The 14,233-nt window shown below is 62.6% G+C and carries 17 protein-coding genes; 6 read left to right on the top strand and 11 right to left on the bottom strand.

All coding sequences use genetic code 11. The annotated features are described in order from the left end of the window. Positions 1 to 76: 76 nt before the first annotated feature. Both AB0N65_RS15360 and AB0N65_RS15365 read right to left on the bottom strand, forming a co-directional pair. Positions 77 to 640, bottom strand: coding sequence for a hypothetical protein (locus tag AB0N65_RS15360; RefSeq protein ID WP_364163240.1), 564 nt, complete (start codon positions 638 to 640; stop codon positions 77 to 79). Between the two features lie 292 nt (positions 641 to 932). Beyond that, positions 933 to 1,505 carry an MOSC domain-containing protein gene (locus AB0N65_RS15365; RefSeq protein ID WP_364163243.1) on the bottom strand — a complete coding sequence of 191 codons (573 nt, stop codon included), beginning with the start codon at positions 1,503 to 1,505 and terminating at the stop codon, positions 933 to 935. Between the two features lie 231 nt (positions 1,506 to 1,736). Between AB0N65_RS15365 and AB0N65_RS15370 the strand changes: the two genes are divergently transcribed. Next, positions 1,737 to 2,522, top strand: a complete 786-nt coding sequence (locus tag AB0N65_RS15370; protein WP_364163246.1) for an alpha/beta hydrolase — start codon at positions 1,737 to 1,739, stop codon at positions 2,520 to 2,522. Here the strand turns inward: AB0N65_RS15370 and AB0N65_RS15375 are convergent. Next, a complete protein-coding gene (locus AB0N65_RS15375) occupies positions 2,519 to 2,989 on the bottom strand; it encodes an NUDIX domain-containing protein (protein ID WP_364163381.1) in 471 nt (156 codons plus the stop codon). The genes AB0N65_RS15370 and AB0N65_RS15375 overlap by 4 nt on opposite strands. Before the next feature lie 358 nt (positions 2,990 to 3,347). Between AB0N65_RS15375 and AB0N65_RS15380 the strand changes: the two genes are divergently transcribed. Then, the gene (locus AB0N65_RS15380) at positions 3,348 to 4,595 is read left to right on the top strand and encodes a hypothetical protein (RefSeq protein ID WP_364163249.1); all 1,248 of its coding nucleotides are present in this window, start codon (positions 3,348 to 3,350) and stop codon (positions 4,593 to 4,595) included. A gap of 76 nt (positions 4,596 to 4,671) precedes the next feature. On the opposite strand, the gene AB0N65_RS15385 is transcribed toward AB0N65_RS15380, so the two are convergent. From AB0N65_RS15385 to AB0N65_RS15420, 8 genes are all read right to left on the bottom strand, one after another. Further along, a complete protein-coding gene (locus AB0N65_RS15385; RefSeq protein ID WP_364163252.1) occupies positions 4,672 to 4,851 on the bottom strand; it encodes a hypothetical protein in 180 nt (59 codons plus the stop codon). A 7-nt stretch (positions 4,852 to 4,858) separates the two neighbouring features. Beyond that, positions 4,859 to 5,989 (bottom strand): glycosyltransferase family 2 protein, encoded by a 1,131-nt coding sequence (locus AB0N65_RS15390; RefSeq protein WP_364163255.1) that lies wholly within the window; start codon positions 5,987 to 5,989, stop codon positions 4,859 to 4,861. A 231-nt stretch (positions 5,990 to 6,220) separates the two neighbouring features. Next, on the bottom strand, positions 6,221 to 6,391 hold the full coding sequence (locus AB0N65_RS15395) for a hypothetical protein (protein WP_364163258.1): 171 nt from the start codon (positions 6,389 to 6,391) through the stop codon (positions 6,221 to 6,223). A gap of 609 nt (positions 6,392 to 7,000) precedes the next feature. Further along, positions 7,001 to 7,210, bottom strand: coding sequence for an LLM class flavin-dependent oxidoreductase (locus tag AB0N65_RS15400; protein ID WP_364163261.1), 210 nt, complete (start codon positions 7,208 to 7,210; stop codon positions 7,001 to 7,003). Between the two features lie 451 nt (positions 7,211 to 7,661). Then, positions 7,662 to 8,309, bottom strand: coding sequence for an SRPBCC family protein (locus tag AB0N65_RS15405; protein WP_364163264.1), 648 nt, complete (start codon positions 8,307 to 8,309; stop codon positions 7,662 to 7,664). A gap of 76 nt (positions 8,310 to 8,385) precedes the next feature. Continuing rightward, complete coding sequence (locus tag AB0N65_RS15410; RefSeq protein ID WP_364163267.1) at positions 8,386 to 9,630, bottom strand: amidohydrolase family protein; 1,245 nt, start codon at positions 9,628 to 9,630, stop codon at positions 8,386 to 8,388. Then, positions 9,631 to 10,134: a GAF domain-containing protein gene (locus AB0N65_RS15415; protein ID WP_364163270.1), complete on the bottom strand. Its 504-nt coding sequence runs from the start codon at positions 10,132 to 10,134 to the stop codon at positions 9,631 to 9,633. Then, positions 10,131 to 11,534 carry an MFS transporter gene (locus AB0N65_RS15420; protein ID WP_364163273.1) on the bottom strand — a complete coding sequence of 468 codons (1,404 nt, stop codon included), beginning with the start codon at positions 11,532 to 11,534 and terminating at the stop codon, positions 10,131 to 10,133. The genes AB0N65_RS15415 and AB0N65_RS15420 overlap by 4 nt, the downstream gene beginning before the upstream one ends. 108 nt (positions 11,535 to 11,642) lie before the next feature. Between AB0N65_RS15420 and AB0N65_RS15425 the strand changes: the two genes are divergently transcribed. From AB0N65_RS15425 to AB0N65_RS15440, 4 genes are all read left to right on the top strand, one after another. Further along, positions 11,643 to 12,521, top strand: a complete 879-nt coding sequence (locus AB0N65_RS15425) for a MurR/RpiR family transcriptional regulator (RefSeq protein WP_364163276.1) — start codon at positions 11,643 to 11,645, stop codon at positions 12,519 to 12,521. A gap of 61 nt (positions 12,522 to 12,582) precedes the next feature. Further along, on the top strand, positions 12,583 to 12,948 hold the full coding sequence (locus AB0N65_RS15430; protein ID WP_364163279.1) for a metalloregulator ArsR/SmtB family transcription factor: 366 nt from the start codon (positions 12,583 to 12,585) through the stop codon (positions 12,946 to 12,948). Further along, positions 12,945 to 13,442, top strand: coding sequence for an SRPBCC domain-containing protein (locus AB0N65_RS15435; RefSeq protein WP_364163282.1), 498 nt, complete (start codon positions 12,945 to 12,947; stop codon positions 13,440 to 13,442). Before AB0N65_RS15430 ends, AB0N65_RS15435 begins: the two co-directional genes overlap by 4 nt. Before the next feature lie 103 nt (positions 13,443 to 13,545). Then, the gene (locus tag AB0N65_RS15440) at positions 13,546 to 14,151 is read left to right on the top strand and encodes an adenylate kinase (protein WP_364163285.1); all 606 of its coding nucleotides are present in this window, start codon (positions 13,546 to 13,548) and stop codon (positions 14,149 to 14,151) included. Positions 14,152 to 14,233 lie beyond the last annotated feature (82 nt).

The following is a 14,233-nucleotide window of genomic DNA, read 5'->3' on the forward strand; positions in this document are numbered from 1 at the left end:
AACCTCATCAGGCCTACTTTGAGCCGTGAAGGCTTCAAAGAGGGTCGCGAAGGTACATGCCTGCCGAAGGCGGGCTTTACTTCGGGCGCCGTGCTGCCGTGTAAGAGGGTTCCCGCAGGCGGCGGGTCCAGCCATAGGTGCCCGCGCCGGGTAGGGGATTGAGGAGAGGGTCGAAGCGCAAACCGGTGTCGTGGGGCTGGCCGTCCACTGTGAGTGTCAGTGTTCCGAAGCGGTTCCACGGTCCCAACGGAGTGGCGTAGTGCATTTCAAGGACCCAGGTTCCGTCCTGAAGCGAGGCCGGGAATGCTTCGGGCGTGGCAGGCAGCATTTCGGGCCCACCGATGGTCCGGGCGGCGAGTAGCACGGGACCGGATGTTGTTTTGTACGGCATCATGCTGGAAAAGACAGCCTTTGCTGCGTTTCGGTGCGGGTACAGCATGAACCTGCCCAGGCCTGTGGGACCAGTGGACGCCAGGAGGATATCCGAAGGCGTACCGTGCTCCGTAGTCCTGATTGCGAGGCCGAGGATGTCGGGGAGGAACCCGGGCAGTCCGATGGAGCGGGAAAGCCGTGCGATCACGGGGGAGTTGCCGCTGTCATCAATCCAGCGGATGCCTGATTCAGCCCCCGCTTCCCTCACCAGTCTTCCGGTGAACCGTATCCCCTTGGGGTGGGTAGGGCGGACAGGACGTATGGCTTTGATAATTCGGAATCCGCCAGCAAAAGTCCGGCCCGCGAGGCTTTGGATTTGCTTGCTCAACGTATGCACCAGTCCACGGTATGCCGATCAACCTCGAAAAGACAGGAGCCTGACTATTGTGGTGCGTGCCTTCCCGACGCACTTTGAGCTTGAGGCAGCCACAATCCAACCTCTTTGGGTTGATTTGTAGCACAACGCAGCCCAATGTAGGTCGTGGCGGCACCGGCGTTGGCTAGGGCAACCTCGAAGGCCGCAGCACAGTGGCCTCCCCGGCACTCGCTGGTTCCAGAGGAACCGTGCTCACCAGCACCGCCGGCCCACGATGCAGCATTCCGCCCGAGATCACCTGGCACCGTATACCTCCGCGACCACGCATGGCCTTATGCGCTCCCGGCGCCAGTACCTGGTCCATCCAGGCGCACGGGTGTGCAGCCCGGCCGGCCTTCAAGCGCACTGAATCCTTGCCGGACTCAATGACAAACTCGTGCCCGAGCAACGGCGCCAACTCCGCCCCGCGAATCACAACATTCCGCCGGGTCAACAGGGGATCAAGCGGACCAACTCCCAGTTCATCGGCCATCGATTCCAAGGCCTCAACGGCGAAAAGGGTTACGGCGGCGTCCATGTGGGCGGCCTTCCCAAAGAACCTGTCGCCCACGATCCCCTTGCCCGTCACCAACTCGGCCTGCTCCGCATCTGTGGTGGGGACGTCGGCCGCCCCTTCCCGTGCACGGCCAAAGTAGGCATGCGCCGGAGACACCAAAAGGTGCAGCACCTCCACGGGGTACCTGTACTCAGCGGTCATCCTTCAACGCTAGCCTCCCCGGCCTCCGATCGCACGGCCCGGCCAAGAGCCAAAAGCAAGTCGACGACGGCGCTATCGGAGCACGTGCTAGCCGGCGTTCAGTCTGTCGGATCTCGTCGTCAGACGGTATGACTCAGCCCTTCCTTAGTTAGCCACGGCGGCCACTGCCAACTCACAGCGGCCGCCTTGGGCCTTTCGGTGCTGGGGACGTAGCCCCGATACAGTGGCACGGTGAACTTTGCCGTAGCCCCTGATGGCGCCGAACTCGCGTGGACCGAGTCCGGAAGCGGCGAACCCATGCTGTTGATCGCGGGCCAGGCGACGTCCATGGAGGGTTGGGGCCCGACGGCGGAACTACTGTCCCGCTTCTTCCGAATCATCCGCTTCGATCACCGGGGGATCGGACGGAGTGGGCGCGGGGAGGCGGAGCGATACACGACGAGGTTGATGGCGGATGACGCGGCGGCGGTCCTCAACGCGGCAGGCGTGGATGCAGCCCACGTGTATGGCCATTCGATGGGCGGCCGAATAGGCCAGTGGCTCGCCATCGACTACCCACTGAAGGTTCGGACCTTGATCCTGGCCGCGACCAGCGGAGGAAAGTGGGCGGATCGAACAGCAGGAACGTCTCCGGACAAGGTCGCCATGGAGGCGCTCGTCAGCGGGGACATTGCCCGTCTGGCACCGCTGTTCTTTGGCAATGACTGGGTCAGGGAAAATCCTGAAGCAACACGCACGTTCTTCACCTCCCGCGCCTCAGCCTGGGCCAAAGCCCGCCACTTCAAGGCGAGCCGGGAACACGATGCGTGGACCCACCTCGCCGCCATTCAGGCCCCGACCTTGATTCTGCACGGCACGGAGGATGCGCTCACGCCGCTGCCCAATGCCACCCTGCTTCGGGAGCACATCCGGCGTTCGGTCCTGGCGAGGGTGCCTGGTGCGGGCCACGGACTGCATTTGGATCATCCGGAGACGGTCGCCTGGATCAGGGAGTTCGTTGCGAGGAAGAGCGGCTAGCTACCAACATGCCGTACCAACGCGTCCACAATGGGAACCTGACCTTTGACGAGCTTGGTCCGTGCGACGGCTTCCTCGAACCAACGGGCGTTGTCGATCTCGGGAAATTCCTTGATGGATCCCGACCCCTTGGGCCATTCCATGGGGAAGGTGTTGCTGACGATTTCGTCGGGTTGGAAGGTGTCTGCTCGCGCGGCGAAAGCGGTGATGAGCTTGCCGGACGGCTGCCGGAAAACGCCCAGCAACGCGTAGTCCACCGGTGGTGGCGGAGTTCCGATTTCTTCGGTGAATTCCCGTTTGGCTGCCACCAGGGGGTCCTCGTCTTCGGGGAATTCACCCTTGGGAATGGACCAGGCGCGTTCGTCCTTGTGGGCCCAAAAAGGGCCGCCCATGTGGGCTATCCATAACTCCAGGCCGGCCGTGGACGTGCGCCTGTAGAGAAGGATGCCTGCGCTGCGAATGCTGATGTGATCTCCCAGGTCAAGGTGCCGGACAGATAGGCCCTAGGGTACCCCAGCCGTTACCACCGTTATCCAATTGATGGCGTAACGGTGATATTGGTCGGCCATTTCGCTTCCGACAGGACCCTGTTTATTTCATAATCGAGGAGTTGCACGTTCCTCGTGGGGGTGGAACGTCAATGTCGGTCTCCGGCAGTTGTCGGTGACGATTCTGGGCGCATCAACGGAGGCTACAGCTATGGCATTGTCAGAGAGGCTCCTTCCAATCGGGGGAAAAAAAGTAACGGGTTTGGCCGTCATTGCGGCGGTCTGCCTGTCGATGTTTGCAGGAATTGGACCGTCCCATGCGGCAAAAAAGGCAACCGTGACCGCAGAGGATCCTGGACCGGTGGGCAGCTTCTCGTGGGAAGGCTTCAACTGGCAGAAGCGCTTCTGGGGCGGTGCGCCGATGTACAACGGAAGCTGGGATCCCAACAACGTCAGCAATCCCGATGCCAACGGGCATGTGAAACTTTCCCTCAGTAATCCAACCGGGTCCGCGCCCGTCGGCGCGGAATTCCAGTCCACCCGTGAAGGCTTCGGCTACGGCACCTACAGCACCACCGTGGAGAAGGACATCAGTTCCCTCCAAAAGGAAGTGGTCTGGGGGTGCCTTTTCACTTACGATCCCAACGCAGCTCCGGGATACACCGAGATCGATCTTTGCGAAGCGTCCGCCTGGGGTGGCGGGGCTGCTTACGGCGAGGACTGGCCGGTGACCCAAGGGCACGGCTATTGGTTTGATGCCACCAAACCTCCGGGCCAAGGCAACAACACGGTCACGTTCGGTGTGACAAACGCGCCCATCCTGACCCACCGCATGGTGTGGGAGCCGGGCAAGATCACCTTTGAGACGTTTGCGGGCGAAGGCTACTCCGGAACGCTGCTGAAGCAAACGGTCCTGCAGGGCTCAACGGTTCCCGTACCGGCCAACGAGCAGATACACTTCAACCTCTGGGTGACCGGAGGCGGCGGCGGGGATCCAGCCCACGTAGCCCCCGAATCCGTGACCGTCCGCGATTTCTCCTTCGTCCCGGGCATCCCCCTCACCGCACCCACACCGACCATCACCGGAACGGCTGCTGTAGGCAAGACTCTGACGGCCAATCCGGGCACTTGGACAGCGGGAACCAGCCTGGCCTATCAGTGGTATCGCAACGGTGCGTCCATTTCAGGGGCCACGGCTTCAAGCTACGTCCTGGCCGCGGCTGACCAGGGCGCCACGCTGACGGTGCGGGTCACGGGAACCAAGAACGGGTACGCAACCGCCACCAAAGAGTCGGCGGCAACGGCGACGGTTGCTGCGGGAACCTTGGTAGCTCCCACGCCCACGATTTCAGGGACGCTTACAGTGGGTTCCACACTGACCGCAAATCCCGGAGCGTGGACCGCAGGAACCACGCTGACCTACCAGTGGTACCGGTCCGGCGTCGCAATTTCCGGCGCGACTGCCAAGACCTACACCCTGGTGGCAACCGACCAAGGCGACACCATGAAGGTCCGGGTCACCGGCACCAAAGCCGGCTACACAACAGTGAACAAGTACTCGGCGGCCACAGCCGTTGTGAGCTAGGCAAGCAGCAAGCCCGCCGTTGTGTGGGGCTGGGGAAAGTAACCGACACAATTGCGGGCTTGCTGGGTTTTGGAGGCTAGGAGTTCTTCTGTGCCCGGACCGGTACGATCCGCTTGACAGCGAGGCCCAGGGCCAGCATCGCGAAGGCAGCCAACGCGAACCAGAAGAGATCTCCTGCTCCGGTCATAGCGAGCGTTCCTGAGCCGGTGGCTCCTGCGAAAGCTCCGGCTGCTTGTCCTGCTGGGTTGTTGTACACGAGTGCTTTACCAAACTTTCTTGCGATTGAATGCGGCATCCAGATAGGCCTTTGCGTGAACAGCCTGGAGGAAGACGTCGATGACGGTTTCGTACATGGTGGCGGCCAGAAGCATGTACTTCCAGCCTCTGAAGCGCACCGTGATGATGCGTTCCAAAACAAAGATGCCGGTGACGACAATCCAGAACGGCTGCAGGTGCAGGCCAGTTCCGGAGGTAAGCGCGAAGATGATGGAGCCGATGTAGGCCAGAGTCACCAGGACACCGATCATGGAAAGGAATTGGCGTCCCCAGTAGGCGCGGGTGACTTTGGTCCAGCCGTACTGCACGCAGTTTTCCACGGCACCGCGCTTCCACCGGAGGCGCTGAGCCCATAGCTCGCGCCACGTCGGCATGACTTCCGTGACCAGCGTGCAGTTCGACGGCGACGCGATCCGGTATCCGAGGGTCAGCAGCGCAAAGGACAGTTCGTTGTCCTCGGTCAGCACCGAGGTGTCGTAGACGCCGCCCTTGCCGTTCCCGGGAGGCAGGGATCCTTGCAAGCGGGCTGAAACAACGTCGCGGAGCGTCTTCACCTTGAACAGGGCAGCCGTTCCGGTAACCACCAGGCATTTGCCGTGCAGGCGTTTCACGTCCCGGGCGTAACGTGCATATTCATTGCGCTGCAGGTGCCCTACAAACCCTCCGCCGGGTCCACCGCTGAAGACGCCGCCAACAGCGCCGAGCATGTGGTCCTTGAGGAGGTTGGCGGTCGCGTTCTCGATGAAGTCGAGCGCGAGTTGCGAGTCGGCGTCCTGGACCAGAATCAGGTCCTCGGGGTCGGCGTCCGGCAGAAGCTCGCTGAGTGCGAAGTTCAGCGCGCCCGCCTTCTTGTCCTTGTTGCCAACGGTCCGGATCACCTCGGCGCCCTGGGCAAGCGCAAGGATTTCCGTATCGTCGGTGCAGTTGTCAGCAACCACGATCACGCGGTCCGGTCGGCGGGTCTGGCTGTGGAGGGAAACCAGGGTGTCGGTGATGCCGGCGGATTCGTTGTGCGCCGGAACCAGGACGGTGACGACTCCACCGGCAGCGCGGTGGGCCGCCCGACGCCTTTCGGAAATGGTAACCGCTGGGGCTGACTGCAGGGTTTGCGCGTTCATGGCGGTCCTTTCCGTTTGTCCCGGCGTGCTGACACCCATAGATTTCCAAGGCGAACGCAAGATCAGGGCACGGAAAGAGTCAAGGAATTCTCAAGGTTTGCTCAGGACTTCCAAAATGGCGTCACCAAACCGAGGGACCGGCGGCAGCGGGCAGCCGGAAGGACCGCTAAACGCAAGAGGACGACGGCGGGAAGGTCCCGGCGTCGTCCTCTTGCTTTGTGCTTGGGCTGCTTAGCGGCTCAAGCTGACCGTGAAGGTCTTGGGTCCGCTGAGCGTAACTGCGATGCCGCAGTTCTCGGCAGTTGCCCGTGGGGTCAGGTCCCGGATGGCGGCATCGATGGTGTGTTCGATTGCCGTCTTGTCCCAGATTTTCAGCGTGATGGAGTCAGTATGTGTCGTCATTGTCAGTACTTTCACTCAGGCTGTTTGACAGCCCCAAGCTTCTTCGCCGGGGGCCGCATCCTCGTCGGTGAGGTTGCTGATTCAGCTTGTATGGGAAAGGCATTCCCTCTTTCATGGTTCATGCTGCCCAGTGGGATGACAAGCCAAACCGCCCAAGTGTGACCGATTACACGCTGCGCATTACTCCGTATAACCAGTGCCGAGGCTACGTGCGCTGGGCTTTCTCCACAGCGTCGAACGCTTGGACGGCATCCGCCCCGAGCAGGAGGGACCTCCTTTACAGGTACCGGCACTACCACCCGGCCCCCTCCTGCCGGACCCTCGCTCACCGATGACCCCCTTGTGGGGGACGGTCTCTCACCGACGACCCCCTTGTGGGGGACGGTCTCTCACCGATGACCCCCTTGTGGGGGACCCTCGCTCACCGATGACCCCCTTGTGGGGGACGGTCTCTCACCGATGAGCCCCTTGTGGGGGACGGTCTCTCACCGATGAGCCCCTTGTGGGGGACGGTCTCTCACGGTTGGGCATTTTGGTGATAGAGGGTCTGGCCGATTGGGGTCATAGGCGCGAGAGGGTTAGTCGGCGTAGCGCGCGGCGAGGGACCCGCTAAACGCCGGTGCGACCAAGATCCAGCCTGTCAGGGAACACAGCAGCAAGGGTTCCGATGCTCTCGGCGATGTGGAGGGGCCGATAATTGCCCAGCACTGTGGCCGTGGTGCCAACCCTGATGGTCTTCGTTGCCGATGCCACAAGGCCGGCCAGGACGTGTGGCGCGGAACCTGCAGCGCCGTCATTCAGGTGGTGCTCGGCTAACAATGGCGGGAGTAGCCGGCGGCTTCGGTAGCTGCGGCCAAGCCGAGAGTACTTTGCAGAGCGTCGCCGGCCGTCTGGTTGGCTGACACCGGGCTGAGGTCAAGGACTGATAGACGGGTCACGGAAGGCTTCGGCATGGCATGACACTACGGAGGCGTTCCGTGGTTCCAAAGTCCTTGCGTCCCCCTCCTAAACCGACTACATACGGCTCAACTCAGTGCAACGGACCGTCACACGAACCTGGGAAACCACCCTCCGACCGGACGCTCGCTCACCCGGTGGGAGGGGGCCGCCGAAATGGGGGTCATCGGTGAGAGAGAGCCGCCGGATTGGGGGTCATCGGTGAGAGAGGGTCGCCGGATTGGGGGTCATCGGTGAGCGAGCGTCCGGTCCAAGGCACGACGATGCCGCTCGGGTCGCGGTGACCCGGGCGGCATTGTCGGTTGGCGGGTAGCTAGCGCTGGCCCGGAAGTCCGCCCATCGGCGGGATGTAGCCGGGGCCGCCTTCGCCGCGTTCTTTCCGTTCAGCGGCACTGTAGGTATCGCTGTCGGCGGTTTCGTCGGAGTCTCCTTCCACGTCCACCAGGCCGTTGGTCTGGTCGAAGGGGTGGGTGACGGGATCGACGATCGGGGTGGAAGCCGCGGCCGTTCCTGCCCCCATGGTGGTTGGCGTGTCCGTTTCGGGGGCCTTCTTCTCGATGTATTCCTTGAACTTCTTCAGGTCGGACTCGGCCTGACGCTCCACCACGTGGAGCTTGTCACCAAGGAATTCCAGAACGCCGTGGGGCTCGTACTCAAGGGAGAGGTGCAGGGACGTCTGGCCCGGTCCCGCTTCCTTGAAGTCCACCCAGCCGGCGTTCTTGGCGCCTTCCACGGCGGCCCAAGCCACTGCCCGGTCCAGGTCCTGTTGCACGATTTTCGCTTCCCAGCGCCGATGGACGCCTGCGATCTCGGCAACCCATTCCAGCCGGTCATCGCTGAGCCGTGTCACGCGTTCAACTCCACCCATGAAGTGCGGAAATTCCTCGAACTGCGTCCACTGCCTGTAGGCCGTGCTTACCGGAACGTTGACCAGGATGGTTTTGTTCACTTTCGTGGTCACAATGTCCTCCTCTGACTCGCTACGGAACTTGTCAGCATACTTACAGTATCGAGCTTTCCGTGCGGGAACCAGAGGGCTACGAAACCACCCGGCCGTCCTGGATGAGGTATTCAAGGTGCTCGGAGATATCGGCCAAAACGGCGATGTCCGCCACCGGGTCGGCTCCCAGGACCAGCATGTCCGCGTCCGCTCCAGGTGCGATAACACCAAGTTCACCCTCCCGCTCGAGCAGCAGGGCCGCCGTCGTGGTTGCCGAGCGGATGGCGTCAATCGCAGGCTGGACTTTGCCCAGCAGCCGGAACTGCTCGTTCTGGTGGCGGTGCATGCCGCCCAGCAGATCCGAGCCGAAAGCCATTTTGACACCGGCTTCGTGAGCCCGGGCGATGGCTTCCAAGCCGCTGGCCAGGACCGAGTCCACCTTGGCCCACATCTCCTCTGACAGCCCGAACTCCTTGCCCTCCTCCTTCAGCGCCCAGTACGTAACGAGGGTCGGCACCAGGAAGGCGTCCTTTTCGAGGAAGAGACGGAGGCTTTCGTCGTCAAGCAGGTTTCCGTGTTCGATCGAGCGGACACCGGCCTCCAGCGCCCGGTTGATGGCCCGCGCAGTGTAGGCATGCGCGGCAACGTAGCGGTTGGCAGCCTGCGCTTCCTCCACCGCGGCCCGCATTTCCTCCATTGAGTACTGGGTGGAATCGATGCGGTCCGTGGGGGAGGAAACTCCGCCCGACGCCATGATCTTAATGTGGTGGGCGCCCTTGCGGATCTCGTCGCGCGCTGCCGCCCGAACCGCGTCCACGCCGTCGGCCACGCGGCCGATCCCGCAGCAGCCGCGGCCGTTGGGATCGTGGTCCTCGCCGGGCAAGCGCATGTCGCCGTGCCCGCCCGTTTGGCTGAGCGCGTGGCCGCAGAAGTGGATCTTCGGCCCCTCGAGCAGCCCCTCCTGCTGCGCCATTGCCAGCCCGAAGTCGGCCCCCGACAGGTCGCGCACGGTGGTGAAACCGCGGCGGAGCATCTGACCCATGATCCGGGCCGTCTGCGCGTATACGTAGGACGGGGGAGTGTAGGTCAGCGAGCGGAAATCCGCGCTGGACGCCACCACATGGACGTGTGCGTCGATGAGTCCGGGAATGACAAACTTTCCCGTGCCGTCAATAATTCGGGCACCGTTGGGTGCCTCGGCGTCCGGCCCGACGCTGGTGATCTTCCCGGCAACGCTTACGACGTCGGCACTGGAGTAAGTGCCCGCCTGGACGTCCAGGACGCTTGCGTTGCGGATGACCAGCGGGGTGCTGCCATGGTGGGTTTCCGGGGTAGTGCTCATTTAGGTGAGGTCCTTTGCTGGGACGTTGTGGACTTCTTCTGTGGGGTGGGCGGCAAACGCCCGGACGAGTTCTGCTAGGTGCCGGTTGACAACCTCGACGGCGGTTTCCACGCTGTGGTGGGTGTAGTTGCCTTCGGCATCCAGCAGGGCAAGGACGCCCACCACATTCCGGTGTTCGTCGAGGACGGGGACGTTTATGACCGCGCCGCAACCGAGTTGCTGGATCAGTTCGGAATCGGTGAACACTTCCTGCAGGGCAGCCAGGTCGGCGGCCAGGAACGGCTTTTTGTCCTCAATGACCGTTCCCAGCCAGCCCGGGGAGATCTCGACCGTTTTCTCGGCACCCACGGGGTACTCATTCGGATGGTTGGTGAAGAGACGGCGCAGAGATGACCGCTGCGGTATCCATTGCAGCGCGGTGAAAAGGATAACTCCCGGGGCGTGCTGCATGTCATCGAGAATCCGGTGGAACACTGCGTCCGTCTGGATGTCATTCGTGCTCATTTCCGGCCCGTCCCAACATGTCCCACGGGCGCCGGATCGTGTTCGGCGCGGGCGTTGATGTCCTCCAACGACTTGCCGGCAGTGGAGGCTCCGAAGATCACGACGCCCAGGACGCCGATGGTCAGGACCACGGTTGTCATGGTGAACACTCCCCCAAAGCCCAGTGCTGCAGAGAAGATGCCGATGATGGACGGTGCCAGGATGCTGCCGATACGACCCACGGCACTCGCCAGCCCGACGCCGGTGGCGCGCATCCACGTGGGGAACAGTTCCGGAGTGTACGCGTAGACACCCGCGTAGGTGCCGTTGAGGAAGAAGGACAGGGTGGCTGCAGCCGCGAGGATCATGCCGGAGTCATTCGATTGGCTGAGCCAGAAAGCGCTGATGGCCGATCCTGCGAGGTAGAGGGCGATGGTGTTCTTCCGGTCGATCCGATCGCAGAGCCAGGCGGCCGAGAAATAGCCGGGAATCTGGGCCAGGTAGATGATGATCGAGTACTCGAAGCTCTTGGTCACCGTGATGCCGCGGCCAACCAGCAGCGTGGGAATCCAGGAGAAGAAGCCGTAGTAGGAGAAGGTGATCACAAACCAGATCAGCCAGATGACCGCTGTGCGGCGGCGCATGGCCCTGGACCACATGAACTTCAGGGCATTCCAGATGCTGATCTTCTGCTCGTGGGTGGTGATTTCCTCTTGGGCAGGAGGGAGCGGAGTGAGTTCCTTGCCTGTGGCTTTCACGACGCTCTGTTCAAAGCGTTCCACCACCTGGGTTGCCTCGGCCACCCGGCCGCGGCTGATCAGGTAGCGCGGTGATTCGGGGAGGCTGCGTCGCCACCAGAGCAGGAGGAGGATCGGAACGGCGGTGATGACCTGTGCCCAGCGCCACCCATCGTCTCCCAGCGGAACAACGAAGCGCCCGATCAAGGCGGCGCCCACAAAGCCGAAGGAGAAGAAACCGGCGAGGGTGCCGATGAACCAGCCACGACGCTTGGGCGGAATGAACTCGGACAGGAACGGCGCGATGATCACGCTCTCGGCGCCTGCGCCCAAGCCTGCAAAGATCCGTGCAATCAGGAAGATTTCAAAGGTTGGGGCCATGGCAGCCACTACCGACATGACGCAGTAGAACGCGAGGGCCCAGAGCATGACCTTCTTGCGGCCGAAGCGGTCGCCCATCCAGCCGGCGAGGATGGCGCCAAAGAAGAACCCAAGCGGGGCAGCCGAGCCAACAAGGCCCAGGCTGGCGTTGCTGAGGCCCCACAATTCCTGGATTCGAGGGAGCAGGAACGCAACCACTGCGCCGTCCATGCCGTCGAATGAGTAGCCTAGGCCTCCAATGAGGAGAAGCTTGTAGTGTGGTCGACTGAGAGCCAGACGATCCAAGCGTGCGGTGAGAGACATGGTGATTCCTGCCAAAGTGGGCCAAGTTGTACATTTTGAGGAATATGCACAAGTCTGTGCAGATGCGATGTATCGAAGGTACGACCAAAGTGTGAGGTAGGTCAATAGGTGGAAGAAGATTTCGACTCGTCAACATTGACCGAGTGGCTCGACAGCCGCGTCCAGGGTCGAAAGCTCGCCGCGAGGCAAATGCAAGTGGTGGGCATCCTGCGCTCGCAGCCGCGCCTCGCGTCCTACGGCTCAGTTAGCGACATCGCAGCGGCCGCCGCGTCCAACGCCTCCACTGTCACCAGGACGGCGCAAACACTGGGGTTCAAAGGCTGGGCCGATTTCCAGTTCGAGCTTCGTTCCCGGTTCCTCGCATCACTCAGTGCCGTGGAAGTGGCCGCGGAACATAACGGGCACATCAGCAGTCCGGCGCAGGCGGCGGTATCCACGGACCGCGCCAACCTGGCGCACTTTGAGCGGACGCTTGATGGCAACACGATCCACCAAATCGCCAAAGCCATCGCGGGTGCACGGCAGACCTTCATAGTCGCCGCAGGCAGTTACGCCATTCCGGGAAAGGCGCTGGAGCACAACGCGATTATCGCCGGCTACAACGTCAGGCTCCTCGATGCCGACGTCGCCGCGCTCACCAATGCCATCGCCCGGCTGGAGGCTGACGACCTTGTTATCGCGATCAGCCTCTGGAGGGTCTACGACAGCACTATCCGCGCCGTCGACATCGCCCACAACATCGGGGCGCCGATCGTCTCCATCACTGACAGTGCCGGCTCGCCCGTTGCCGTCCACGCCCGGCACCGGATCGTCGTGCCAACGGAAGGCGCGGGGTTCTTCCCGTCCCTGACAGGTGCGGTAGCAGCGGTGCAGGCCATCGCCGTGGAACTCGCGTCACTGGACCGGGAGCGCTCCAACCAAAACATTGCCGCCTCGGAGCGGACCTGGGACCAGATGCGGATCATGCATCCCCGGTCCGGCTCCTGATCGCCGGAGCTTACGCAAAATCCATTGACACTACCAGCCTCCGGCAGTATCGTACAACCAAATGGTTGTAGATCAGCTCAACGCAGACACCACCCCCGATGCGGACCTTGACCGCCTGTTCCAAGCCCTGGCAGACGCCACGCGAAGGGACATCATAGCCAGGGTGACGGCGGGGGAGTACTCGGTATCCGGCTTGGCTGCGCTCTATGCCATGAGTTTCGCGGCCGTGCAGAAACATGTTGCGGTCCTGGAACGGGCCTCCCTGGTGACCAAGGAGAAGCGCGGGAGGGAGCAGATCGTGCGGGGAAACCATGATGGACTGCAGAAAGCCCGGCATCTGCTGGATCGATTCGAAATGATCTGGCGGCAGCGTGCCGACCGGATCGCCGACATACTCGCTGAAGATGATGAAAGGGATCTGCCATGACTGTTGTCAGCGTAGACAAGGACGTTGAAGCCCTGAGCCTCACCGTTGTTGCTGAGTTCGATGCGGACGTCAAACGCGTTTGGAGGATCTGGGAGGATCCGCGCCAGCTGGAGCGCTGGTGGGGCCCGCCCAATTATCCCGCTACCTTCGAGACCTACGAGTTCACGGCCGGAGGCAAGGCTGCCTATTACATGACCACACCCGAGGGCGAGAAGCCCCGCGGATGGTGGAAGTTCACCGCCATCAATGCGCCGGACCGCCTCGAGTTCGACGACGGTTTCGCGGACGAGCAAGGAGCTCCCATGGACGAATATGGCGTCTCGCACGCCGTTGTGAAGCTTGAGCCGATAGGCGAGCGGACCCGGATGACCATCGTGTCCAACTTCGAATCGGAGCAACAACTGCAGCAGATGTCGGAGATGGGAATGGAGGAAGGCTTGCGCGAAGCCATCGGCCAGATCGATGCCCTCCTCGCGGAGCCCGCCAACGCCTGACGACTGGACCGGACGCAAAGAAAAGCCGACGACGGCGGGAGCCTCCCGCCGTCGTCGGCGTATCGTTTAAAGTCCCGGCCGCCTCTCGAAACGGACATGTGTCATGGCGCGACTGATCATTTTGGGACCTCCTGGATCAGGAAAGGGCACCCAGGCCGAATACATCGCACGCCACTTCTCGATTCCCGCCATATCCACGGGCGATCTCTTTCGGGCGCACGTCAAGGGCAGGACGGAGCTCGGGGCGGAAGCCGGCAAGTACATGGACAAGGGCGAGTTCGTGCCGGATCACGTGACCACAGGGATGCTGCGCCTGCGCCTGCAGGACGGGGATGCGGCAGCGGGGTTCTTGCTGGACGGCTACCCCCGGAATGCTGCACAAGTGCTGGCGCTGGATGAGCTCCTGAGTTCGGGCCGGCACGCTGTGGACGTGGTGATCGCCCTGACCGTTGGCGATGACGAGCTGGCGGCACGAATGCTTCGGCGGGCCAAGGAACAGGGCCGCAGCGACGACACCGAGAGCGTGATCAAGCGTCGTTTGGAGCTGTATCGGGACGAGACACACGCCGTGGTCACCTCGTACACCGAGCGGGGCCTGCTGGTGAGCGTGGATGGAACCGGAGAGCGGGAAGCCATCACCGCCGCGGCGATCGCCGCAGTGCAGGCTGCCCTCGAGCGTGGATCAGTCGCAGGTCCGGGCAGGGACTAGGTACAAAGTTCAGGGCCGCCGAGGTGCCCCAACGCCCTTCCCCCCACTAAAAGTTCCCCTTTGTCGCTGTATGAAGCATCGT

Source organism: Paenarthrobacter sp. NPDC089322 (genome assembly GCF_040684895.1).
GTDB lineage: Bacteria > Actinomycetota > Actinomycetes > Actinomycetales > Micrococcaceae > Arthrobacter.